The 22,229-nt window shown below is 67.3% G+C and carries 23 protein-coding genes and 1 pseudogene; 10 read left to right on the top strand and 14 right to left on the bottom strand.

The window, feature by feature from the left end; all coding sequences use genetic code 11:
• Window positions 1–46 precede the first annotated feature (46 nt).
• Together CEX87_RS17530 and CEX87_RS17525 are read left to right on the top strand one after the other, a co-directional pair.
• Window positions 47–454 (top strand): YciI family protein, encoded by a 408-nt coding sequence (locus CEX87_RS17530; RefSeq protein ID WP_064417796.1) that lies wholly within the window; start codon window positions 47–49, stop codon window positions 452–454.
• On the top strand, window positions 454–1,614 hold the full coding sequence (locus CEX87_RS17525) for an RNA polymerase sigma factor (protein WP_198957247.1): 1,161 nt from the start codon (window positions 454–456) through the stop codon (window positions 1,612–1,614). The genes CEX87_RS17530 and CEX87_RS17525 overlap by 1 nt, the downstream gene beginning before the upstream one ends.
• Here CEX87_RS17525 and CEX87_RS17520 read toward each other — a convergent pair.
• From CEX87_RS17520 to CEX87_RS17500, 5 genes are all read right to left on the bottom strand, one after another.
• Window positions 1,611–3,080: an amidase gene (locus tag CEX87_RS17520; RefSeq protein WP_094288281.1), complete on the bottom strand. Its 1,470-nt coding sequence runs from the start codon at window positions 3,078–3,080 to the stop codon at window positions 1,611–1,613. The two genes, CEX87_RS17525 and CEX87_RS17520, sit on opposite strands and share 4 nt — an antisense overlap.
• A gap of 47 nt (window positions 3,081–3,127) precedes the next feature.
• On the bottom strand, window positions 3,128–3,838 hold the full coding sequence (locus CEX87_RS17515; RefSeq protein ID WP_064396192.1) for a maleylpyruvate isomerase family mycothiol-dependent enzyme: 711 nt from the start codon (window positions 3,836–3,838) through the stop codon (window positions 3,128–3,130).
• Window positions 3,839–3,841: 3 nt separating this feature from the next.
• Window positions 3,842–4,663: a fumarylacetoacetate hydrolase family protein gene (locus tag CEX87_RS17510; RefSeq protein WP_064417800.1), complete on the bottom strand. Its 822-nt coding sequence runs from the start codon at window positions 4,661–4,663 to the stop codon at window positions 3,842–3,844.
• Window position 4,664: 1 nt separating this feature from the next.
• Window positions 4,665–5,741 (bottom strand): cupin domain-containing protein, encoded by a 1,077-nt coding sequence (locus CEX87_RS17505; RefSeq protein ID WP_064396187.1) that lies wholly within the window; start codon window positions 5,739–5,741, stop codon window positions 4,665–4,667.
• Window positions 5,742–5,816: 75 nt separating this feature from the next.
• Complete coding sequence (locus CEX87_RS17500) at window positions 5,817–6,596, bottom strand: IclR family transcriptional regulator (protein ID WP_064417801.1); 780 nt, start codon at window positions 6,594–6,596, stop codon at window positions 5,817–5,819.
• Window positions 6,597–6,644: 48 nt separating this feature from the next.
• Here CEX87_RS17500 and CEX87_RS17495 point away from each other — a divergent pair, with 48 nt between their 5' ends.
• A complete protein-coding gene (locus CEX87_RS17495; RefSeq protein WP_094288279.1) occupies window positions 6,645–7,853 on the top strand; it encodes an MFS transporter in 1,209 nt (402 codons plus the stop codon).
• A 9-nt stretch (window positions 7,854–7,862) separates the two neighbouring features.
• Window positions 7,863–9,068 (top strand): FAD-dependent oxidoreductase, encoded by a 1,206-nt coding sequence (locus tag CEX87_RS17490; RefSeq protein WP_094288277.1) that lies wholly within the window; start codon window positions 7,863–7,865, stop codon window positions 9,066–9,068.
• A gap of 10 nt (window positions 9,069–9,078) precedes the next feature.
• Here the strand turns inward: CEX87_RS17490 and CEX87_RS17485 are convergent, their stop codons facing one another.
• From CEX87_RS17485 to CEX87_RS17460, 6 genes are all read right to left on the bottom strand, one after another.
• Window positions 9,079–9,543 carry a hypothetical protein gene (locus CEX87_RS17485; RefSeq protein ID WP_094288315.1) on the bottom strand — a complete coding sequence of 155 codons (465 nt, stop codon included), beginning with the start codon at window positions 9,541–9,543 and terminating at the stop codon, window positions 9,079–9,081.
• A 187-nt stretch (window positions 9,544–9,730) separates the two neighbouring features.
• Window positions 9,731–10,570 carry a class I SAM-dependent methyltransferase gene (locus tag CEX87_RS17480; RefSeq protein WP_082694205.1) on the bottom strand — a complete coding sequence of 280 codons (840 nt, stop codon included), beginning with the start codon at window positions 10,568–10,570 and terminating at the stop codon, window positions 9,731–9,733.
• 32 nt (window positions 10,571–10,602) lie between these two features.
• Window positions 10,603–10,854, bottom strand: coding sequence for a cytochrome C oxidase subunit IV family protein (locus tag CEX87_RS17475; RefSeq protein WP_064396243.1), 252 nt, complete (start codon window positions 10,852–10,854; stop codon window positions 10,603–10,605).
• Window positions 10,855–10,904: 50 nt separating this feature from the next.
• A complete protein-coding gene (locus CEX87_RS17470; RefSeq protein WP_082693633.1) occupies window positions 10,905–11,423 on the bottom strand; it encodes a cytochrome c oxidase subunit 3 in 519 nt (172 codons plus the stop codon).
• Window positions 11,424–11,532: 109 nt separating this feature from the next.
• Window positions 11,533–12,282, bottom strand: a complete 750-nt coding sequence (locus tag CEX87_RS17465) for a hypothetical protein (protein WP_064396179.1) — start codon at window positions 12,280–12,282, stop codon at window positions 11,533–11,535.
• A complete protein-coding gene (locus CEX87_RS17460) occupies window positions 12,279–13,022 on the bottom strand; it encodes a hypothetical protein (protein ID WP_064396239.1) in 744 nt (247 codons plus the stop codon). The genes CEX87_RS17465 and CEX87_RS17460 overlap by 4 nt, the downstream gene beginning before the upstream one ends.
• 226 nt (window positions 13,023–13,248) lie before the next feature.
• On the opposite strand from CEX87_RS17460, the gene CEX87_RS17455 reads away from it, so the two are divergent.
• Window positions 13,249–13,857, top strand: a complete 609-nt coding sequence (locus CEX87_RS17455; RefSeq protein WP_094288275.1) for a TetR/AcrR family transcriptional regulator — start codon at window positions 13,249–13,251, stop codon at window positions 13,855–13,857.
• Between the two features lie 8 nt (window positions 13,858–13,865).
• Here the strand turns inward: CEX87_RS17455 and CEX87_RS17450 are convergent, their stop codons facing one another.
• Complete coding sequence (locus tag CEX87_RS17450) at window positions 13,866–14,660, bottom strand: ZIP family metal transporter (RefSeq protein WP_233151425.1); 795 nt, start codon at window positions 14,658–14,660, stop codon at window positions 13,866–13,868.
• Between the two features lie 80 nt (window positions 14,661–14,740).
• Here CEX87_RS17450 and CEX87_RS17440 point away from each other — a divergent pair.
• From CEX87_RS17440 to CEX87_RS17420, 5 genes and pseudogenes are all read left to right on the top strand, one after another.
• Window positions 14,741–15,686, top strand: a pseudogene (locus CEX87_RS17440) (methylenetetrahydrofolate reductase).
• Complete coding sequence (locus CEX87_RS17435; protein WP_233151424.1) at window positions 15,683–16,441, top strand: class I SAM-dependent methyltransferase; 759 nt, start codon at window positions 15,683–15,685, stop codon at window positions 16,439–16,441. Before CEX87_RS17440 ends, CEX87_RS17435 begins: the two are co-directional and overlap by 4 nt.
• 42 nt (window positions 16,442–16,483) lie before the next feature.
• Window positions 16,484–18,061 (top strand): FMN-binding glutamate synthase family protein, encoded by a 1,578-nt coding sequence (locus tag CEX87_RS17430; RefSeq protein WP_094288269.1) that lies wholly within the window; start codon window positions 16,484–16,486, stop codon window positions 18,059–18,061.
• Between the two features lie 137 nt (window positions 18,062–18,198).
• Window positions 18,199–19,557, top strand: coding sequence for a WS/DGAT/MGAT family O-acyltransferase (locus tag CEX87_RS17425; RefSeq protein ID WP_094288267.1), 1,359 nt, complete (start codon window positions 18,199–18,201; stop codon window positions 19,555–19,557).
• Window positions 19,558–19,611: 54 nt separating this feature from the next.
• On the top strand, window positions 19,612–20,451 hold the full coding sequence (locus CEX87_RS17420; protein ID WP_094288265.1) for an SDR family oxidoreductase: 840 nt from the start codon (window positions 19,612–19,614) through the stop codon (window positions 20,449–20,451).
• Between the two features lie 9 nt (window positions 20,452–20,460).
• On the opposite strand, the gene CEX87_RS17415 is transcribed toward CEX87_RS17420, so the two are convergent.
• The gene (locus tag CEX87_RS17415) at window positions 20,461–21,711 is read right to left on the bottom strand and encodes an MFS transporter (protein WP_064424821.1); all 1,251 of its coding nucleotides are present in this window, start codon (window positions 21,709–21,711) and stop codon (window positions 20,461–20,463) included.
• Window positions 21,708–22,190 carry a MarR family winged helix-turn-helix transcriptional regulator gene (locus tag CEX87_RS17410; RefSeq protein ID WP_064417810.1) on the bottom strand — a complete coding sequence of 161 codons (483 nt, stop codon included), beginning with the start codon at window positions 22,188–22,190 and terminating at the stop codon, window positions 21,708–21,710. Before CEX87_RS17410 ends, CEX87_RS17415 begins: the two co-directional genes overlap by 4 nt.
• Window positions 22,191–22,229: the final 39 nt, after the last annotated feature.

The raw sequence follows: 22,229 nt of genomic DNA, 5'->3' as shown, positions 1-22,229 counted from the left end.
TGAGCGACCAACTAGGGTCGCGACCCGAAGAACGGAGGACGAAGTCATGGCCAAGTATCTGCTGCTCAAGCACTACCGGGGCGCGCCGGCCAGCGTCAACGACCTGCCTATGGACCGGTGGACGCCCGAGGAGATCGAGGCGCACATTCGGTATATGAACGACTTCGCGGCACGCCTGGAGGACACCGGCGAGTTCGTCACCCATGCGGCCCTGGCCCCGGAGGGGGCATGGGTGCGCTCCGACGGTGAGGGCAAACCGCCCGTGGTCGACGGCCCGTTCGCCGAAACCAAGGATCTGGTCGCCGGATGGATGGTCATCGACGTCGACTCCTACGAACGCGCCGTCGAACTGGCCGGAGAACTGTCGGCGGCGCCGGGCGCGGGCGGTCGCCCGATCCACGAATGGCTGGAGGTCCAGCCTTTTCTGACCGCACCGCCGACGGTCACCGAGTGATGCCCGACGCGGTGGACGAGGCCCAGCTGCGGGACCTGATCCCCGCGGTGCTGGCAACACTCGTCCGCCGTGGGGCGGATTTCGCGACCGCCGAGGACGCCGTTCAGGAGGCGCTTCTGCGCGCGCTCGACACCTGGCCGGGCCGGCGCCCGGACGACCCGAAGGGGTGGCTGATCACCACCGCTTGGCGCCGGTTCGTCGACCTCACCCGATCCGACGTCGCCAGGCACCGCCGCGAGCGGCAGGTTGCCGGCGAACCGGCGCCGGGTCCGGCCGCGCCGGTCGACGACACGCTGCAGCTGTATTTCCTGTGCGCGCATCCCAGCCTCACCACCGCGTCGGCCGTCGCGCTGACTCTGAGGGCTGTGGGTGGCCTCACGACCCGCCAGATCGCCAGGGCCTACCTCGTGCCGGAATCGACCATGGCACAACGGATCAGCAGGGCCAAACGCACCGTCAGCGACGTCCGCCTCGACCGTCCCGGCGACCTCCACACCGTTCTGCGCGTGCTGTACCTGGTGTTCAACGAGGGCTACACCGGTGAAGTCGACCTCGCCGCCGAGTCGATCCGGCTCGCCCGCCAACTCGCTTCCGCCACCGACGATCCCGAGGTCGCGGGCCTGCTCGCGCTGTTCCTGCTGCACCATGCGCGGCGCCCGGCCCGCACACGCGCCGACGGCAGCCTCGTGCCGCTCGCCGAACAGGACCGGCGGCTGTGGCGGCGCGACCTGATCACCGAGGGCGTGGGCCTGCTGCAGGCCGCGTTGGTCAGGGACCGCCTGGGGGAGTACCAGGCGCAGGCCGCGATCGCCGCACTGCACGCCGACGCGCAGACCGCCGAGGAAACCGACTGGGTGCAGATCGTCGAGTGGTACGACGAGTTGGTAGGCCTCACGGACAGCCCGGTGGTGCGACTCAATCGTGCCGTCGCGGTCGGCGAGGCCGGCGGAGCACAAGCGGGGCTTGCGGCGCTGTCCGAGCTCGATCCGGCGCTTCCGCGCTACACCGCCTCGGCCGCATACCTCCACGAGCGGGCCGGGGAATTTGCCACGGCTGCAGAGCTTTACGCCGAGGCCGCGGCAAAAGCACAGAATCTCGCGGAGCGCAACCACCTCATCATGCAAGCGGCGAAGCTGCGCCAACGGCGCTCGGGCCGCTAGATCGGGGCCGCGCGATCGGACCAGGGCTTCGCCTGCTCCAGCTGGGCGGCCAACCGGATCAGCAGCGACTCGCCCGCCAGCGGTGCGACGAACTGGACCCCCAGGGGCAGCCCGTTCGCCGTCCAGTGCAGCGGTAGCGAAATCGCCGGGCGGCCCGTCAGATTGGCGAGCTGGGTGTAGGGCACCCAGCCGAGATTCTTGTCCACCATGTCGTCGACGATCTTGGTGAAGCGCAACACCTTTGCCGTGCGCGTCTTGATCAGCACGTCGGCGGCGCGCTGCAGCACGACCGGCAGGTCGAACTCGCCGATAGTCGGCGGCGGGGTCGCCAGCCCGGGTGTCAACAACAGGTCGTACGACTCGAAGAACGTGGTGAGCCTGCGGGTGTGTTCGTGACGCCGCTGCACGGCGTCCACGTAGTCGACGCCGCTCGTGGTCCTGCCGAGCGCGGCGAGGATGAGGGTGTCGCGTTCGAACGAATCGTCGCCGGCACCCGAGATGCGTTTGGCCTCATCGAGTTCCCACGCCGTGTAGACGAACCACGTGAGCAGGAAGTCGCGCGCCAGGGCCGCGTCGTCGAAGGGGGCGCTAGGAAGTTCCTCGACGTGATGGCCGAGCTCGGTCAGCGAGCGTACGGTCGCCTCGACCGCGGCGGCGGCTTCCGGATGCGGGGACGGGTTGATCGCCGACGGGACCCGCACGCCGATACGAAGGGTGCCGGGATCGGCTCCCACACAGGACGCGAATGTCGAGGACGGAACACCGGGCACGTACGGGCCCCACGGTTCGCCCCCCCGAATGACGTCGAGCATCGCCGCCGTGTCCCGCACGGTCCGCGACACCACGCCCTGTACGGCCGCGCCGTGCATGGACTCACCCGTCGCCGGTCCCGACGGCGTCAGCCCGCGGCCCGGTTTGAGGCCGACCAGTCCACAGCACGCCGCGGGTATCCGAATAGAACCGCCGCCGTCGTTCGCCCCGGCGCACGGCACGATCCCTGCCGCGACCGCGGCAGCCGAGCCGCCCGACGAGCCGCCCGGCGTCCGGGTCAGGTCCCACGGATTGCGCGCAGGGCCCCACGCGTCCGGTTCGGTGATCCCCTTCGCCCCGAACTCGGGGGTGTTGGTCTTACCGAAGATGACCAATCCGGCGTCCTGCCACCGCCGCACGATCTCTGAGTGCTCGGCCACCGGTTTCGACATCAGGGCGCGCGATCCCCGCGACGTCGGCAGCCCGGCGTAGTCCTGGGCGAGGTCCTTGATCAGGAACGGAACTCCCGAGAACGGGCCTGACGACGCATCCGCAGGCGAGGCCGGGACGTCACGCACGATCGCGTTGATCCGCGGGTTCACCGCGGCCGCACGGTTCCTGGCCAGGTCCAGCAACTCCGCGGCGGTCACCTCTTTGTCGGCGACGAGCCTGGCCAACCCGGTGGCGTCGTGACGGCGGTATTCCTCGAAGTTCACGGTCTGACCGTATGTCGCACGGCGCCGATACGGTGAACCACCCCGTGTCAGAGCCAGGGCGGGGGGTCGGGTGCGTCACCGTCGAGTCCGACCGCGCCACGTCCGGCCGCCCACCGGACCACCGACGCCAGCGGGCCGCTGATCGTGTGCCGAGGCAGACCATCGCCGATGACGACGGGCACGCTGCCGGTCACCTCGAGCACCAGACCGCCGCCGAGATTCTTCTTCCGCCACATCGCCACGATGTCGGACAACAACGATTCCAGCACGACATCGGGCAGGTCGCCGAAACGCCCACCGTTGTCCATGTCGACGGCGTGAATCCAGACCTCGCGCGTGCGCATCCAGGCGGTTTCGGACACCGGGACGGTACGGCCCTGTGCGGTTCGGACCTGGGCCAACCACGCGGCGGACGGCAGCGTCCGCCATTGCTTGTCGAGCCGGGCGACGGTGTGATCGAACAGGTTTCGCAGTGCCGCGGCGCTGAGTGTGGCGCCTTCCTTGATTTCCCGGCTGCGCTGCTCGCTGGATTCGTACATCGGAGTCTCGATGCCCGTGACCGCCCAATCCAGCAGACGACACAGTGCGGCGGCGTTGTAGCCGACGTGTGCCACCAGGTGACGGCGGGTCCAGCCGTCCAACAGGGTGTCGCCGTCAAGCGCTGCGTCGCTCAGATCAGCGAGATGCCGAGCGAAGTACGATGTCCCACGCCGCGCGATCAGCAGTCGATCCGGCAATGCGAGGTCGTGAAAGCTCATGTGTCACTTCACGATCGTCTTGTTCTTGACCGAACCGATGCCCTCGATGTTGATCTCGACGGTTTGCCCGTTGCCGATGTAGCGGGCCGGCTTGCGTGCGTGCCCGACACCGCCGGTGGTTCCGGTGATCACGACGTCACCGGGCTGCAGGGTGACGATGTGGCTGATGTAGTCGACGAGTGCCTCGGGTGTGAACACCAGGTCGTCGGTGCTGGCGTGCTGCACGACTTCGCCGTCGAGGCGGGCCTCGATGGTGGTGCCGAGCGTGTAGTCGGTCACCAGGTGCGGTCCGAATCCACTGGTCTTCTCGAAGTTCTTGCCTTGGTCCCACTGCAGTGTGCGGTACTGGAAGTCGCGCATGGTGTAGTCGTTGATCACCGAGTAACCGGCGATGTAGTCGGCTGCCTGCGCTTCGGGCACCTGGTAGGCCGGCTTGCCGATGACGAATGCGAGCTCGGCTTCCCAATCCAACTGTCCTGCGGCATATTCGGGAACGATCACGTCGTCGTAGGGTCCGGTGAGCGCGTCGGCGAACTTTGCGAACAGCGTCGGATGCTGCGGCAGTTCGCGGCCCATCTCCTTGATGTGAGTGGCGTAGTTCAGTCCGACACAGACGATTTTGCCGGGCCGCGGAACCACCGGTGCATAGTCGGCGCCCGCCAGGTCGACCTCGTCACCGGCTGCGCGCTCGGCGATGAGCCGCCAGTCGGTGTCGGCGAGTAGTGCGGAAAGGTCGGTGTAGCCGGGGATCACGGTGGCGGTGTCGACGCTGTCGACGCGGACGGCGGCGGTGCCGCCGGCCATGCGCAGGGTGGCGAGTCTCATGTCAGGCTCCTTGGTGAGTGAGGGTGCGGTTGAATCCGAGCCGCTCCATGATCGGAGCGTCGGAGAAGCTGAACAGGTCGAGTTGGGTCTCGGCGCACACCGACCAGTCGACCCATGAGGGCACGACGATCAGATCGCCCTTGGCGACGGGGTGAACGGAGTCGCCGAGCCGGAACTTCCCTTCCCCGTCGAACACCTGGTACACCGTCGACCTGACCTCACGTCGCGTCCGGGTCAGCGCGTCGGCACGTAGTCGGTGGAACTCGGCGCGGATCGTGGGTAGCACATCGCCGCCGGTGGTGGGGTTCGTGTAGCGCACCGCGGCGTGGCCGGGTTCGACTGTGGCGGCGAAACCTTCGTCTTCGAGCGCCAGCTGCTCGCACAACGCGGCGTCGGTGTGCTCCCACCGATACGCGGCGATTGGCGAGCTGGTCCGCGCGTCGAGCCCGACCAGCGGTCGCAGCCCCGGGTGGGCCCACAGCCGTTCGGAACGGGAGATATCGGGGGTGGATTCGTCGGTGACCCCGTCGGCGCCGAATTCGAAGAATCCGGTGTCGGTGTAGTGCACGAATGGGATGTCCAAGCCGTCGATCCACGCCATCGGCTCGTCGGTTTCGTTGTGGTGGCCGTGGAACGCCCAGCCCGGGGTGAGCAGGAAGTCACCGCGCCGCATCGCCACGGGGTCGCCGTTGACGACGGTCCACACGCCTTCGCCCTCGATCACGAACCGGAATGCATTCTGGCTGTGCCTGTGCTCGGGAGCGGTTTCTCTCGCGCCGAGATACTGGATCGCCGCCCACAGCGTCGGGGTCGCGTAGGGGACGCCGCCCAGGCCGGGGTTGGCCAGTGCGATGGCGCGCCGTTCGCCGCCGCGGCCCACGGGGATCAGCTGACCGGCGCGCTGGGCCAGCGGATACAGCGTCGACCATCTCCAGACGAACGGAACGGCGCGCGAGGTGGGCGCGACCGGCATCAGCGAGTCCAGTTGGGTCCACAGCGGGTTGAGGTTGGCTCGATCGAATTCCGTGTACAGCCGGGCCAACTCATCGACTTCACGGAGGGGTGTGATGGTGGTCATGCTGCGACGCTAAGGCGGTCCACGCCACAACCGACACCTAATTCTGTTGTGCAGAATCCCGGGCCGGCTTACGCGTCAGGCGTCGACCCCGTCGAAACGGTCGCCGAGGTCCACTTCGATCTCATGAACGGCTCGGCGCAACTGCTTCACCAGGCCTCCGTGGGTGTGCCGCTTGTAGCGGATGATGGGCACCGCGACGCTGATCGCGCCGATGGCCCGGCCCGACCGGTTGTGCACCGCGGCGCCGAAGGCGGCGACGCCCTCTTCGGTCTGCTCGACGTTGAGTGCGAAGCCCGCCGCGCGGATACCTGCCAGCTCGGTCGCGAACTTTGCGAGTTCGTCGGGCGCGAGGCCGGTGTAGAGGCGGGCGATGAGCGCATCGTCGAGTTCGGCGAGCAGCGCCCGTCCACCCGCCGTGCGTTCGGCCGGCAACACCTGGCCCTTGCGGTCGCCGACACGCAGCATCGCCGTGGATTCCGCCGACGTCAGGAACCGGACCTGCGTGCCAACCCGGATCACCAGGTTGACCGTCTCGCCGCAGACCAGCGACAGCGTCTCCAGGTGCGGCGTGCAGACATCGGTGAACTCCCGGGTCCAGCCGCGCTGCGCAGGCCCGGCGCCCATGGCCGGCCCCGGGTGGTACAACCGTCGTTCGTCCTGAACCGCGAAGCCGCGGTAGACCAGCATCGCCAGCAGTCGATGGGCGGTTGACGGCGCGATCGCCAATTCCTGTGCGGCCTCCTTCAGCCGGATCGCCCCCACGTCGCGCAGCATCTGCACTAGGCGCAGAGCGTTGTCCACCGACTCCAGTAGGTAGCTCGGCGGTTCGAGCGCCGGACCCGGCTTTTTCTGCACAGAAGAACTATATTGCTGGGCGGCTGTGGCCGCCATCACTGTTGACGCATGGCTGTTATCGGCACCGCACCGACACCGGTGGTTCGGCTGAACCGCACCTCGGTCATCGCAGTCGCGGTGTGCTGGCTGTTCGTCGTGTTCGACGGCTACGACCTGATCGTCTACGGCAACGTGATCCCCAGCCTGCAGGCCGACTGGGGTATCAGCGCCGCGGCGGCGGGCACGCTCGGCAGCTTGGCGTTCCTCGGCATGATGATCGGCGCTGTGCTGGCCGGTCGGGTCTCCGACGCAATCGGCCACAAGCGCGCCGTAATCGGTTGCGCGGTGGTGCTTTCAGTCTTCACCGCGCTGTGCGCGCTGGCTCCCGGGCCGGTGACCTTCGGGGTCCTGCGCCTGATCGCGGGCCTCGGTCTCGGAGGTCTGGTCCCCACGGCCAACGCCCTCGCAGCCGACCTGACGGCGCCGAAATGGCGCGCCGCGATCGCCACGATGATGATGTCGGGCGTTCCGATCGGCGGGTCGATCGCCGCGGTGGTCGGGATACCCGTGATCCCCAACTGGGGCTGGGAGCCGATGTTCGCCTTCGCGCTGCTGCCCCTTCTCGTGCTGGTGCCGGTCGCGGCCAAGACGCTGCCCGACCGCCCGCTCGGGCATCCGGCACACAACCGAGGGCAGGGTTTCGGCGCGGTGCTCGGCCCACAGTTCCGCACGATCAGCGTGCTGTTCGCCTTGGCCACCGTCGCCACACTGTTGGCGTGGTACGGGTTGGGCACCTGGCTGCCGAAGCTGATGGCCAGCGGAGGCACGCAACTGGGCGGCGCGCTGACGTTCGCGCTCGCCCTCAATCTCGGCGCGGTCGCGGGATCGTTCATCACCGCCTGGGGCGGTGTGCGGTTCGGCACGATGCCCACGAGTATCGCGGCGGCCCTCTTGGCGGGTGTGGCGTTGCTGGGGCTTCTCGCCGGGCCGCCCCTGCCCGCGATGTATGCGATCTTCGTGCTGGCGGGGGTCGGAACTCACGGCACACAGTGCCTGATCATCGCCGCCGTCGCCTCCCACTACCCGGATCAACTACGCGGCACCGCGCTCGGTTGGACGTTGGGCGTCGGTCGGGTCGGCGCCGTCGCCGCGCCGCAGCTCGGGGGTTGGCTGCTGGCCGCCGGGCTGGGTGCGGGTTCGAACTTCATCCTGTTCGGCGCGAGCGCGCTGGTCGCGGCGCTGCTGTTGATCGCCACTCGAAACCACACGAGGAGTTGAGGAGAACCCATGTCCAAGCTCGACGGAACCCATGTCGTCATCGCCGGCGGTGGAATCGGCGGTGCCGCAACCGCGCTCGCGCTCGCGCGGCAAGGCGCGCAGGTCACGCTGTTCGAGCGGGCCCGCGAATTCGGCGAGGTGGGCGCCGGCCTGCAGGTCGGGCCGCACGGTGCGAGGATCCTGGCATCGTGGGGTCTGCTCGACGAGGTGCTGGCCGACGGTGTGTTGCCGCGCAACATCGTGTTCCGCGATGCGGTCACCGCCGAGGAGCTCACGCGGCTCGAGCTCGGCGACGAATTCCGGGCCCGGTATGGCGGCCCGTATTTCGTCACCCATCGAAGCGATCTGCACGCCAGCCTGATTCGCGCGGCGACGGCCGCCGGTGCCGACCTGCACACCGGGATCACAGTGACCGACGTGGTGACCGAGGTCGACCGGGCGTACGTCATGACCGACGACGGTCGCACGCATGAGGCCGATGTCGCGCTGGCGCTCGACGGCATCAAGTCCCGGCTGCGCCGCAAGATCGTCGACGACGAGCCGGTGTCGTCCGGATACGCGGCATACCGGGGCGCGATCCCGTACGAGGATGCCGGACTCGACGAGGACATCGAGGACGTCATCGGATACATCGGCCCGGACTGCCACTTCATCCAATACCCACTTCGTCGAGGCACGATGCTCAACCAAGTGGCCGTCTTCAAGTCGCCGGGCTTTTCCAAAGGCGTCGAGAACTGGGGTGGCCCAGTCGAACTCGTCCCCGCCTATGCGCACTGCCACGAGAAGGTGCGCAGCCGACTCGAATACATGTGGACCGACCGGTGGTGGCCGATGTACGACCGCGATCCGATCGAGAACTGGGTAAACGGCCGGATGATGTTGCTCGGCGATGCCGCGCATCCACCGCTGCAGTACCTCGCGTCTGGTGCGGTGATGGCGATCGAGGACGCCAAGTGCATCGCGGACTTCGCCGCCGCCGACTTCGCATCGGGCGGGGGAAATGCGGCTTGGCCACAGATCCTCAAGAGCGTCAACACCGAACGGGTACCGCGCTGCAACAGGATCGTCGAGACGTGCCGGATGTGGGGTGAGCTGTGGCATCTCGACGGGGTCGGCCGCATCGCCCGCAACGAGTTGTTTCGGACCCGCGACGCATCGGATCACAAGTACACCGACTGGTTGTGGGGGTACGCGTCTCCGCAGCGGAGCGGCTGAGCCCGACGGGTCAGTGCACGGCCGAGCGTGGCCTGGCGCACCCGACGGAGACGGGCGCCAGGTTGGGAACTTTCGGTTGCTGCTTGCGCTCGTCGCGCGCGATCCGCCTGAGCAGCGCTCGCTCGTCGCGCTTCGTCAGCGCGCGCCTGCGGTGAACCAGGAGGTCGAGTTGCTGCCAGCTGAGCCCGTCGAGCTCGCCGTCCTCGTCATGGGTGGCCACGACGACGCCTCCCCGCAGCAGGGGAACGGTCTTTGCGGTGAACGTGCTGGTCGCCAGCAGCAGCTCGGTGGCCTTTCGGTTGGGGCGTCGCTGGCAGCGCTGCGTCGAAGGGCTGAACCAGAAGTCGAACTGCCGGTCGGCGCTGGTCAGGGATTGCAGCCCCTGATCCTCTACGAGCTGGTCGATATCCGCGGTGGTGTACGCGCGGGTCTCATAAACGGTGCCGCTGGTGCTGAAGTACAGGACGGTGTTCATGGTGGATTCCCATTCGTCTCTTTCTTCGGTGTGATCGCCGGCCATGTGACCGGTCTGTTATCAAAGTTACCCGAGTGACGAAAGTGACAAACCTCGGTAACAATCAAATCACATCGAAAATGCGCTGAACCACACGTCAGAGGCCGTTTTCGACGTCAAGAGATTGTTCGGCAGCGCGAGATCGCGGTCAGCCGAACTCGAGCAAGGTGTACGCGCCACGGAAGTTACGGGTCGGCTTGAACCGCCAGAAGGCCGGAAACGCCTTCTCGAAGAACCAGCCCCGCCCCGACGGCATCGGCAGATCGTGCACGGCGCGGATCCCCGGGATGGTGTCCGGGAGCGCGGCCAACTGCGCCGCCGACAGGCTGAAGGGCATCGGCGGAACGCGGTACCGGCGCGATGACCGCATCCCCTTCGGGGCGAGCTTCTTCACCAGGACCGGCGGAAGGTCGAAGACCATCTGGCCGCCCGGGAAGCGGGCCGCACACGCGGCGATCAGCCCCATGGCCTCGTCGGGTTGCAGGTACATCAGCAACCCCTCCGCGGTGATGAAGACGCCGTTGCTGTCGTCGACCTTGTCCATCCACGAGTAGTCGAGCGCCGACTGCGCCAGCGTGGTGATCCGCGGCGATGCGGGTAGCAGGTGCTCGCGCAAGTCGATGACCGGTGGTAAATCGACTGTCAGCCAACGAAATTCGGCGTGCGGCAGGAGGGTGTTCAGACGCCAGAAGCTGGTCTGCAGGCCCTCGGCCAGCGCGACGACGGTGGCGCGCGGATGCTCCGAGAGGTAGTGGCTCGCCGCCCGGTCGAACGCCAGCGAGCGCAGGCCCATCTCCTGGCCTTTGCGGCCGAACTTGTCGAAGTCGAAGTCGATCGCGTCGACGAGGCGGATCGCCATCGGATCGTCGATGATCGCGTTCGGATGACGGGCCTGGTGCGCCCTTCCGTTCAGCGTCAGCAGCGCGGTCTCCGAGACCCCGGTGAGGGCGATGTCGTCGGCTTTCTGGTCCTCTGCGTCATCCACCACAACGAACGTACCCGGTGCGCAAAGGCTCCAAGTCAGATGAGGTAGATCACGAACACCGTCACCAGAAGCAGGCCCAGCCAGGCGTCGGTGGACCGTTTGAGCCAGCGCGGTCCGGTCTTGACCTCCATGAAGTTGCGAATGATCAACCGTGCCTTGACGAAGGTGAGTGCCAGGACCAGCGCGGTGATCGAGGTGCTGGCGTACACGGTGTCGGTGAAGTGGGCCGGCGCCAGCCACCATGCGCCGACCGTGATCGCGGTGAGGACCACCCAGGTCCACGCCATGGTGCTGGTGGCGGTGTGGTGGCGTCGAGTCTTCGATGTGCTGGTCACCGTCACCTCATCACGTAGAGCAGTCCGAAGATGATCACCCAGAGCAGGTCGACCATGTGCCAGTAGACGGCGCCCGACTCGACCATCGACGTCCTGCGCCTGCCGGGGTTGTTCAGTTCGCGCACGATGACCCCGAGCACGATCAGGCCGATCAGCACATGCACCAGGTGCACACCGGTCAGCACGTAGTAAAAGGAATAGAACATCTCGGAGTTGGTGTGGCCCGCCGCGATCTTGCTGGCCCATTCGTAGCCCTTGAAACCGATGAACAGCAGACCGCAGAAGCCGCCCGCGTAGACCAACCTGATCGCCCGGCGGTGGGAACCGCCTCGGGCGGCCAGCACGCTTCGGGCGATGAACCACGAACTGGTCAACAGGATCACGGTGTTGAGCACCCCGATGTTGATGTCGAGGTGCTGCTGGGCGGCGAGAAACTCGTCGGGGTTCATGGCTCGGTAGACCATGAAGATGACGAAGTATCCCGCGAAGATGACCAGGTCGCCGAGCACCATCACCCACATGTGAATGTCTCCGGACAGATGGCCGGCTGACGGGGGCGCGGTGGTCGTCGGCGCGTCGCCGGCCGGAGTTGTCAGCTCCCTCGAATCAGACTGTGTCACAGTGCAATCCTCAATCCAGGGCAGGAGCGTCGACCGGCTCGCGGTTGGTGGCCCGCTTGAGCAGGACGATCAGCGCCCCCAGCCAGAGACTGAAGACGACGACCGACCACCAGAACGCTAGTGAACCGTTCCAGGCGAACGGACCCGAGTAGGCCACGAACATCTGGGTGGCGATGACCTCGGTGACGATCTGCCAGATGGTCACGTAGGCAAACCATTTCGGGAAGATGTCGTGCTTGTCGTAGAGGATCGCCAGCGCGAACACCAGGTAGGCCGCAGAGAAACACCCCAGCGAGCCGTTGTAGGACAACATGCCCAGGTCGTAGAGCATGCTGACGAGCTCCGGGTCGCGGTCGACTCGGAAGGTGGCGGTGAGAAAGCACACCGCGACGAGAAGAAACCCCGGTAGTGCCCCGACACCCATGCCGCCGATGTAGCCGTACGCGAACACGGAGCCGACGGACATGCGCAGGATGAAGTACGCCACCAGGCCGTTGGTGACGGCCGCCCCGCCGAGCAGGATCAGCAGTACGCAGAAGCCGACCCGGATTGTCAGACCGTTCTCGGCGAAGAACGCGACCTTGTCGGCGGCGGTGACGTCGGGACGCGGCGGCGGCGTCACCCTGGCCAGTACGCAGATGATGACGCCGAAGACCGCATACCAGGCCGGGAAGAACCAACAGACCAGCCGCACATCGGGTTTCCCGCCGGGAGGTCCATCGGATTCCTGGGTGAACCGGCGCGTGAGCAGCGTGCTCACCGCGCGACACCTTCGTCGTGCGCTTGTCTGAGCACTGCACGACGCAGTACGAAGAACATCACGACGACGAACAACGCGAAGGCCCCGTTGCGAACCCAGAAGGACAGCAGCCCGTCCCAGGCCAGTGGGCCGGTGTGGAACACGGCCGCACCGGCCGCGGGCACCATCGCTACGCCGGTCGCCAATGAGTAATGCCCGACCCAGCGTGGAAAGACGGGGTCGGGCCCGTCGTCGAAGTAGACGGCTACGGCCAGCAGCACGAACTGCGTGACGACCATGCCGACCGGGGCGATGAACACAATCCATGCGAGATCGTTGAGCACCAGTACGACATCGGGGTTGCGGTCGGGGCGGAACGCCGCGACCAGGAAGAAAATGTTCGACAAGGCGAAAATCGTTGCGCCGCTGACGACCGCGGTGAGATAGCAGTAGGCGAAGACGTGGCTCTGCGTCTTCATCCGTTTCATCTGCACGACGATCACCATGAAGAACGGCAGGATCATGATCCCGCACAGGTTGAACGTGACCTGGCTGAAGCGGATCCACGCGGTGTTGTCGGCGTAGAACGTCGCCACCTGGTCGGCGGACAGCAGCGGTGACAGTGGTGGCCAGAAACCGGGAAACGCCAGCAGCGCCAGCATCAGTACGGCCCCGACCGCCGGCCCGGTCCACAGGCTCACCCACTGAGCTCTGATATTGCCCGCCTTCGGCAGGTCCTGCACCTCTTCGAGGATCTGCACCGCACCCTCCACGTGACTCGAGTCAACTTTTTGCAGCTCGGATGAGGCGGGGTACACCACTGCCCGTCGCGAGTTGCCAGCCAAAAGCGTTGTTCTTCAGCCGTTGTTCTTGCAGGACCGTATCGGTTCCCGATCCGGATTGGAACCCTGAAATCTGATTTGAGTCAGCTTACTTCCGGCGGCGCTTGTAGAGTCTTCACAAGCGGAGCCCAAGGGAACGGAACGGATGTCAGTGCTCAAACCGGAGAAGACCGAGCGCGGCAGGAAGGGGCTCCAGACGCGTGAGCGGCTGCTCGGTGCAGCGATCGCCGAGTTCAAGCGCGGGGGTATCGCGGCTGCTGACATCGGTGCCATCGTCTCGGCGGCCGGCGTCGCTCACGGCACCTTTTTCTTCCACTTCCCGACCAAGGAACACGTCCTCCTCGAGTTGGAACGACGCGAACAGGAGCGCATGGCCGCGGAGCTGGCGCGGTACTACCGACGGCCTCACGATGTGCGGGCGACCCTGGCGAAAGCGGTCACCGTGCTCGAGGCGCTCGAACGCAGGTTAGGCGCACGCTTGTTCAAAGACTTTCTGGCGCTGCACTTCTCCACCACTCGAGCCCCGTCCGAGGAATGGACCGTACATCCGGTCATCGTCGCCGTCGTCGAGGAACTGCGCCGCGCACAAGACCGCGGTGAGATTCCCGGCGACGTCGATGTGATGCTGAACGGAATCTCGTTCCTGGTCGGCCTCTACGCATTGCTCATCACGATGCCCGAGGCTCAGAAGATCCGTCGTCCAGTCATCGACGAGTACCTCACCACGTACCTGTACGGGTTGCGGGCGGTGTGAGGGGCACGTCAGCCGGCGAGCACGAACGACAGGAAGAACCCGCCGGCGGTTGCAAACGCGTTGAGCGGGCGGCCGTGTTCGAACGCCTCCGGCATGAGGGTGTCGGCGAGTGACGCCAGGACCGCGCCGCCTGCGAAGGACAACGCGACCGCCAGCAGGGTGTCGTCCAATCCCGACGCGACCGTACGACCCAGCACCACGGCGACGGCCAGCAACAACGCGCACAGCGACCACGTCAGAACGACGGCGCGGGCGCTGGTTCCCGACTCGCGCATCGCGACCGCGCCGACGAGGGACTCCGGCAGGTTCGAGAAGAAGATCGCCACCAGCAGCGACAGCGACACACCGCCCACGAGCGAGACACCGAGCGCGAGGTTCTCCGGCACACCGTCCAACGTCACCGCGGCCAACAACGCGAACCCGACCCCGCCGCGCGCTCCCGAGGTGGCGACTTCCCGGGTGTCGGGCCCGGATTTCCCGCTGATGTATCTGTCCAACGCGGTGTCGACGGCGACGAACGTGGCCGCACCTGCGAGCAGGCCGAGGCCCGAACGCACCGCACCGCCCATGTGGTAGGCCTCTTCGAACAGTTCGAACGCCAATGCCGAGATCAGCGCCCCGCTCGCGAAGGCGAGCAGCACACCCGTCACCCGTTTCGGCGGGCTCCATCTCGCTCCCACCAGCGAGCCGATGACGAGGGAGCTGGATGCGGCCAGGCCGTACCACACTGCGGTCAGCACGGCGGGTTGATGCCCCGACCTGTCGGTTCTCAAACCGGCGCGCACCACCGTGGCGATTGCCACGGGCACGCGGTGGGTATCTGAGCTCAGCGTCGAAGGGGAGACACGTGACATCGCCACCAGAGCTGGGCTGTCCCAAACGGATGGAGTTCGGTCCGTGTGGTGGTGTGCGCCCCGACGGCCAGTGCGAGATGCGCGCGGGTCCGTGCACATTCGCCGACGTGGTGCCGTGGTCGGGGCCGCGACACCAACCCCGGCCGGTCAATCCACCCCGTGCTCACCGACTTCAGCAACGCCGCATTCGATGCGCAGGACGTCGCGGCAACCGCCGGTCTTCTTGCACCGTCGTGTGACGCCGTTCTGGTCGGTGAGCATCAGAACAAACCGGACTTCCCGCCCACGCTGATGGGCAGCCTGCTGCTCGACGCCGGTGTGGCGCCGTGGATCACGCTGTCGTGCCGCGACCGCAACCGGGTGGTTCTCGAGCAGGAACTGCGGGGGTTACTCAGTATCGGCGTCGACACTGCGTTGTGCGTGACGGGTGACGGTCGGGGCTATGACGTCCGCCCCGACGTGACGCAGACCTTCGACCTGGACGGGCCGCGCCTGGTCGAGCTTGCGGCGTCGATCGGCATGGTCGCCGCGGTACCCGAGACGCCGACGGCGCCGCCGGTACATGGACGGCCCGCCCGTCTCGTGGAAAAGCAGCGCGCCGGAGCCAGTTTGGCGGTTCTCAACCACGTGCCGTTCCCGGCCATGATCGCCGACTTCATGCAGTCCGCCCGCGCCGCGGGCCTGTCCATCCCGGTGATCGCGGCGGTCGCGGTGTTCACCGACAGCGTGTCCGCGGCCGTCCTGCAGGGGCTGCCCGGGCTCGAGCTAGACCCGTCGGTGACCGAATACGTCCTGGGCGCCGCAGACCCGGTGGCGGCGGGAATCGAGGCGGCGGTCGCCGAGGCGGAAGCGTTGCTGTCGATCGACGGCGTCGAAGGCGTGAACGTCTCCGGGCTGGCGTCGGCATCCGGTGCCCGCGTCGGCGCCGAGATCAAGGCCGAGGTGGGGCGCCGCATCCAGGAGGTGGCAGCGTGAGTGAGGCGATGGAGGCCGAGTTCGACACGGTCGCAGAATGGACGGCGCAGGTGGCCGCGGATCTGGGACCGGATTACCACATCCCCGCGGCGTGCCGGGGAAGCGGAAGCCCGGCCGCACTGGATTGGCTGATCGAGCGGATGGGGCTGGCGGCGGGCGACACGCTGCTGGACTGCGGCGCGGGTGTCGGCGGCCCGGCCGCGTACGCGGCGCAGGCGCGCTCGGTGCGACCGGTGCTCGTCGAGCCCGAAACCGGGGCATGCCGGGCGGCGAGCAGGTTGTTCGACCACCCGGTGCTCTGTGGGCTCGGCTCTGCGCTGCCGATCGCCGACTCGCGATTCGACGCGGCGTGGTCGCTGGGCGTCCTGTGCACCACACCGGATCAGCTCACGCTTCTCAACGAGTTACGCCGCACGGTGCGACCCGGCGGGAGCGTCGGGCTGCTGGCGTTCGTGGCGCATCGCGCAATCCCTGGCGATCGACTTCCGGACAATCACTTCCCCACACCGGAGCGTCTCGACGAGCTCATCGGCCAAGCGTCCTTCGTCGTGGAGGAACGGCTGTGCACCGCCGATCTGCCCGACATTCCAGCGGTGTGGACCGAACGCGCCGAGAAGGTGGAGACCACGCTGTCCGAACGGCACGGCCGCAAGCGGGCGTGGCGGCTGGCCGAAGAGCAGAGCGGCGACATCGGGCGGCTACTCGAAAACGGAACGCTGACCGGCGAACTCCTGATCCTGCGTCACGCGCGGTGACGGGCGGGTTTCGGTCCGTGGCTGTCCGGAAACCCTGACCTCATGGGCCGCACCGTACGTGGTCTCGCCGCCGCGGCCGCCTCGACGATGGGCGCCGTGGCCGTGCGTGATCTGTTTCAGCGCAGGCACGCACTCCTGCGAAACTTTCCCGTCGTCGGGCATGCGAGGTACTTACTCGAAGCCATCGGCCCGGAGTTGCGGCAGTACATCGTCGCGGCCAACGACGAGGAACGGCCCTTCACCCGGGACCAGCGACGGTGGGTGTACGCGTCGGCCAAGAAACAGAACAACTACTTCGGCTTCGGCACCGACAACGACCTGGAGTACACCTCCGGCTATCCGGTGATCAAACATCGCACGTTCGCCAAGACCGTCCCACCGTCGTCACCGGGCACCAGCCGCGAGATACAGGTGCCGTGCGCCAAGGTGATCGGGGCGGCCCGCGACCGACCCGGCGCGTTCCGGCCGAACTCGGTGGTCAACATCTCCGCGATGAGCTTCGGATCGCTGTCGGCCAATGCCGTCGAGGCGCTCAACAAGGGGGCCGCACTGGCCGACTGTCTCCACAACACCGGCGAGGGCGGCATCTCGCGCTACCACCGCCACGGCGGGGAACTGATCTTCCAGATCGGCACCGCCTACTTCGGGTGCCGGGACGGCGACGGTCGCTTCGATCTGGCCAAGCTCAAAGACGTGGTGGCGCGTGCGCCGGTGCGGGCGCTGGAGATCAAACTCAGCCAAGGGGCCAAGCCGACTCTGGGAGGGCTGCTGCCCGCACCGAAGGTCTCCGCCGAGATCGCCGCCGCTCGTGGAATCCCCGAGGGTCGCGACTGCGTGAGCCCATCGCGGCACGCAGAGTTCTCCGACGTCGACAGCCTTCTGGACTGGGTGGAACTGCTGGCCGCCGAGACGGGCCTGCCGGTGGGGATCAAGTCGGCCGTCGGTGATCTCGAGTTCTGGTGCGATCTGGCCGATCTCATGCGAGACACCGGCCGCGGCGTCGACTTCATATCCATCGATGGCGGCGAGGGTGGCACCGGCGCGGCACCGCTGATCTTCACCGACACCGTGTCGCTGCCCTTCCAACTCGGCTTCGCGCGGACGTACCGGATCTTCGCCGAGCGGGGCCTGCACGAGGATGTGGTCTTCATCGGCGCGGGCAAGCTCGGCCTGCCGGACAACGCCATCGTCGGCTTCGCGCTCGGCTGCGATCTGGTCTACGTCGCGCGCGAGGCGATGCTCGCGATCGGGTGCATCCAGGCGCTGAAATGCCACACCGACACCTGTCCGACCGGAGTCGCGACCCAGAACGCATGGTTGGCCCGTGGCCTGGTGCCCGACGTCAAGGCCGAGCGGGTCGCCAACTACGTCAGGACGCTGCGCCGCGACCTGGTCAAGGTGGCCGAGGCGTGCGGCGTCGAACATCCCGGATTGATCACCACCGAAGACGTCGACATCCTCGACACCCGCACCGATTCCACGCCGCTGCACGAGGTGTACGGCTACACACCGGACATGGGTATGCCGTCGGAAGCCGACCGCAAAGAGATCGTCCGGTTGATGACGCACGTCGGGCCCGAGGGGCATTCCGCGCCACCTTCGTCGTCCGCCGTCGGATGACCTGGCGCGGTCGTCCCGTGAGTGGGAGGCTGAAGCAGCGTCCTGGTCACCGGCCGCAATACACGTTTGTGCGATGACCGCGTGGGGGATGTACAGACAAGCCTTGAGCATTCTCAAGCATCGAAGCCGGAGGCCGTATGCAACCGATATCACCCACGGACCTGATCTTTCTGCTCGGCGAATCCCGGGAACACCCAATGCATGTCGGCGGTCTGACGCTGTACGTGCCACCGGACGGGGCCGGCCCCGACTTCCTGCGGGACCTTTACGACACCCTTGTGGAGCAGACCGATGTGCAGCCGACCTTCCGCAAACATCCGGCGTTCTTCGGCGGGCTCACGAACCTGGTGTGGTCCTCCGACAAGGACATCGATCTCGAATACCATCTGCGCCGCTCGGCGCTCCCGGCGCCGGGCCGGGTGCGTGAGCTACTCGAGCTGGTCTCGAGATTGCACGGCACGCTGCTCGACCGCCACCGCCCGTTGTGGGAGGCGCACCTGATCGAGGGGCTGGCCGACGGACGCTTCGCGGTTTACACGAAGTTTCACCACTCGCTTATCGACGGCGTATCGGCAATGAAGCTGGTGCAGCGGACGCTTTCCACCGATCCGGGTGACACGTCGATTCAGGCACCGTGGAGCTTGCCGCCACGGCGCCGGTCGGGCCCGAAATCCGGTCCGTCACTGCTGCAGACGGTGAGCGAGGCCGCGAGCTCGGTCGCCGGTCTCGCACCGACCACGCTGTCGCTGGCGCGAGCCGCCCTCATCGAGCAGGAGCTCACCCTTCCGTTCCGCGCACCGAAGACGATGCTCAACGTCCGCATCGGCGGGGCCCGGCGCGTCGCGGCCCAGTCGTGGGCGTTGGAGCGCATCCAGAAGGTCAAAAGCGCTGCGGGCGTGACCGTCAACGACGTCGTGCTGGCCATGTGTGCGGGGGCGCTGCGGGAGTATCTGGCCGACGAACGCGCGTTGCCGGACACGCCGCTGGTCGCGATGGTTCCGGTGAATCTGCGCACCGAGAAGGACGCCGAGGGCGGTGGGAACCTGGTGGGCGCAATCCTTTGCAATCTCGCCACCGATCTCGAGGATCCCGTGCACCGGCTGGAAGCGATCGCCACGTCGATGCGCGACAACAAGAAAGTCTTCTCCGAACTGCCGCGGGTTCAGCAGTTGGCTTTGTCGGCGTTGTTGGTGGGCGGGCTGGCGCTCGGATTGCTGCCGGGCTTCGTCTCCACGTCGCCACCGCCGTTCAACATCGTGATCTCCAACGTGCCCGGCGCCAGGCAGCCGATGTACTGGAACGGCGCCCGACTCGACGGCAACTACCCGTTCTCGATTCCGCTCGACGGGCAGGCGCTCAACATCACGTTGGCCAACAACGCCGACAACCTCGACTTCGGGTTGGTCGGCGACCGGGGGAGCGTGCCGTCGCTTCAGCGGCTGCTCGGCCACCTCGAGACGTCGCTGAAGGATCTGGAGCGCGCGGTAGGCGTCTAACGGACGCGCCACCCGTCGGGCATCCCGTCGCGCTTTCGGTATAGCGTTCCCGCTATGAGTCGAGTGTCGATCATCACCGGTGGCGCCGGTGGCATGGGCCAGTCGACGGCCCGCATCCTCGGACATGACGATGCCCTGGTCCTGTGCGACGTCAGGAAGGACCGGCTCGACACCGCGGCCGCGGAGTTGGCCGACGCGGGCATCACCGTCACCGCCGTGCACTGTGATGTCACCGACCGGGCGGCGGTCGATCGGCTCTTCGAGACGGCGACCGGCGTGGGAACCATCGCCTCGGTGGTTCACACCGCGGGCGTGAGCCCCAGCATGGGTGACGCCGAATATGTGATGCGCACCAACGCGATCGGCACGGTCAACGTCAACGAGGTGTTCTTCGAGGCGGCCTCCGAGGGCGCCGCGATCGTGAACGTCGCATCCATGGCCGCGCACATGCTGCCCGAGGAGATGATCCCCAAAGACAAGTTCCCGCAGGCGATGGCCGATCAGGACGCGTTCATGGCCGACATGCTGGCCGCATGCGACATCGCCGGGCCGGAAGGGCGTTCGGGCATCGCCTACGCGATCAGCAAGAGTTTCGTCCGCTGGTACAGCTCGTCACAGGCCGAACGGTTCAACGGCAAGGGCCTGCGCATCGTCTCGGTCTCCCCGGGATCCGTCGACACCGAGATGGGCAGGCTGGAGGAGCAGGCAGGCGCTGGCGCGATGGTCACCGACGCCGCCGTCCCGCGGTGGGGCACACCGCAGGAGATGGCCGAGCTGTTCGCGTTCTGCGTCAGTCCCAAGGCGGGCTACCTCACCGGCACCGACATCCTCAACGACGGTGGAGTGGTGGCCTCCATGACGGAACGGGCGCGCAAGGCCGCCGAAAGTTCCTGAGGCGCAACGCTAAACGTGTGATGGCAGCGGGCCGGCCAGTTTGGCCGGGCGGCACCACAGGGCGGCCGTCGCGCAGAACACCATCGCCACCGCGAAGGCCACCTGCACGTTGAACACGTCGGCCGCGCCGCCGAGCACGGCCGCGGCGATGGGACGTGAACCGAGGAAGCCGACCAGCCAGAGCGCCATGATGCGCCCCCGCAACGGCTCGGGCGCCCGCTCCTGCACGACGGTACTCAGCCCGGTCATCGCCCAACCGAAACCCAGTCCGGCAAGGACGAACCCCGCGATGGCCACCGCGGTCACCGGCGCGGCTGCGAGCACCGCACACCCGAACCCGAGCCCTGCCAGCCCGATCGCCGACACGTTCTGCGACGCGATCCGGCCGCGCAGCAACGCCAAGGTCGCCATGCCGACCGCCGCGCCGACGCCGAACACCGCGGACAGCGTTCCGACCAGGCTGGCGCCGCCGCCCAGTTCGTCGGCCAACGAGGGGGTCAGCGTGATCGACGAGTCGGACGCCAGCCCGACGGTGGTCACCGCGAGCAGCGCCAGAAACAGCGGGCGATCCCGCCACACGTATCGCAGCGCCACGCGCACGCGGTAATCGGTGTCGGCGAGCCGCATCGGCGGTGCGGGGAACCGCACGGCGAGCAGGAAGAACGCGAACACGAGATGCAGAACCGCGCTGACCGCGAACGCGGCTCCGGCCCCTAGATGCGCGGCGATGTACGCGCCCGCCGCGGGGCCGACGATGCGCCCGATGGTCATGGGGAAGCTGTTGAGCGCCATGGCCGTCGACAGTTCACCGTCGCGGATGAGGTTCGGCACGATCGACTGCATCGCGGGCCCGCCCACCACGAAGCCGAACCCGACCAGGAGCGTGCCCAGGAGCACGGGAACGGCATCGGAGATGTCGTCTCCTGCGGGGTCGGCGAACAACCACACCGCCGTGAATCCGGAACCGGCCACACACAACACCCGGCCGAGCAGGATCTGCCGCGCGGGGTTGCCGGTGTCGGCCCACTTGCCGCTCATGGGGCTGAGGATCAGCTGGGGCGCGAACTGGACGACGCCGACCAACCCCACCATGAGGGCCGATCGCGTCGCGTCGAACATCACGATCGCGGCGACGATGCCGTGCGTCCAGACCGCCACGACCGAGAAGATCTTTCCCCAGAACAACGCACCGAACACCGGATCGAACATCAACCCGAGCGCACCGCGTTCCTGCGGTGGGGCCGTGGCTTCGGCGGTCATCGGGCCGACGCCCCTTCGAACCGTTCGGCCAACCGGTCGAGAAGATCGACCAGGGTGTCGACGCTGGCGTCGGGCCAGTCCTCGATCATCTCGGCGACCAGTTCGCGCCTGCGGTCGGTCACCGTCTGCGAGGCCTCGTGCCCGGCTTCGGTCAGCACGAGCATGCAGCGGCGCTGATCGTCGGCGGCGAACGTCTTGGCCACCAGGCCTGCGGCGACGACGGCGGCCACCGACCGGCTCGCGGTGGAGTGGTCGACGGCAAGGAAATCGGCGATGTCGCGGATGGAGGCGCCGCCGGAAAGCTGCTGGCACTGCTCGACCGCGCGCAGCACCCGCAGGGTCGACGCGGTGGTCACGGGGCCTGCGCCGTCGAGAAGACGATCCCGCCAACCCGGCCGCTGCCGCGCGACCGCGATGCGGGTCAGCAGGTCGTCGAGTTGGTCGTATCGTGACGGCGCCACTAAGTATGCATAGCACATACATGTATTCGCGACGAAATCGAGGCCGCCGCACCCGAC

This window comes from Mycobacterium lehmannii (assembly GCF_002245535.1).
GTDB classification, from domain to species: Bacteria; Actinomycetota; Actinomycetes; order Mycobacteriales; family Mycobacteriaceae; genus Mycobacterium; species Mycobacterium lehmannii.
This window is presented reverse-complemented; position numbering and strand designations above follow the sequence as displayed.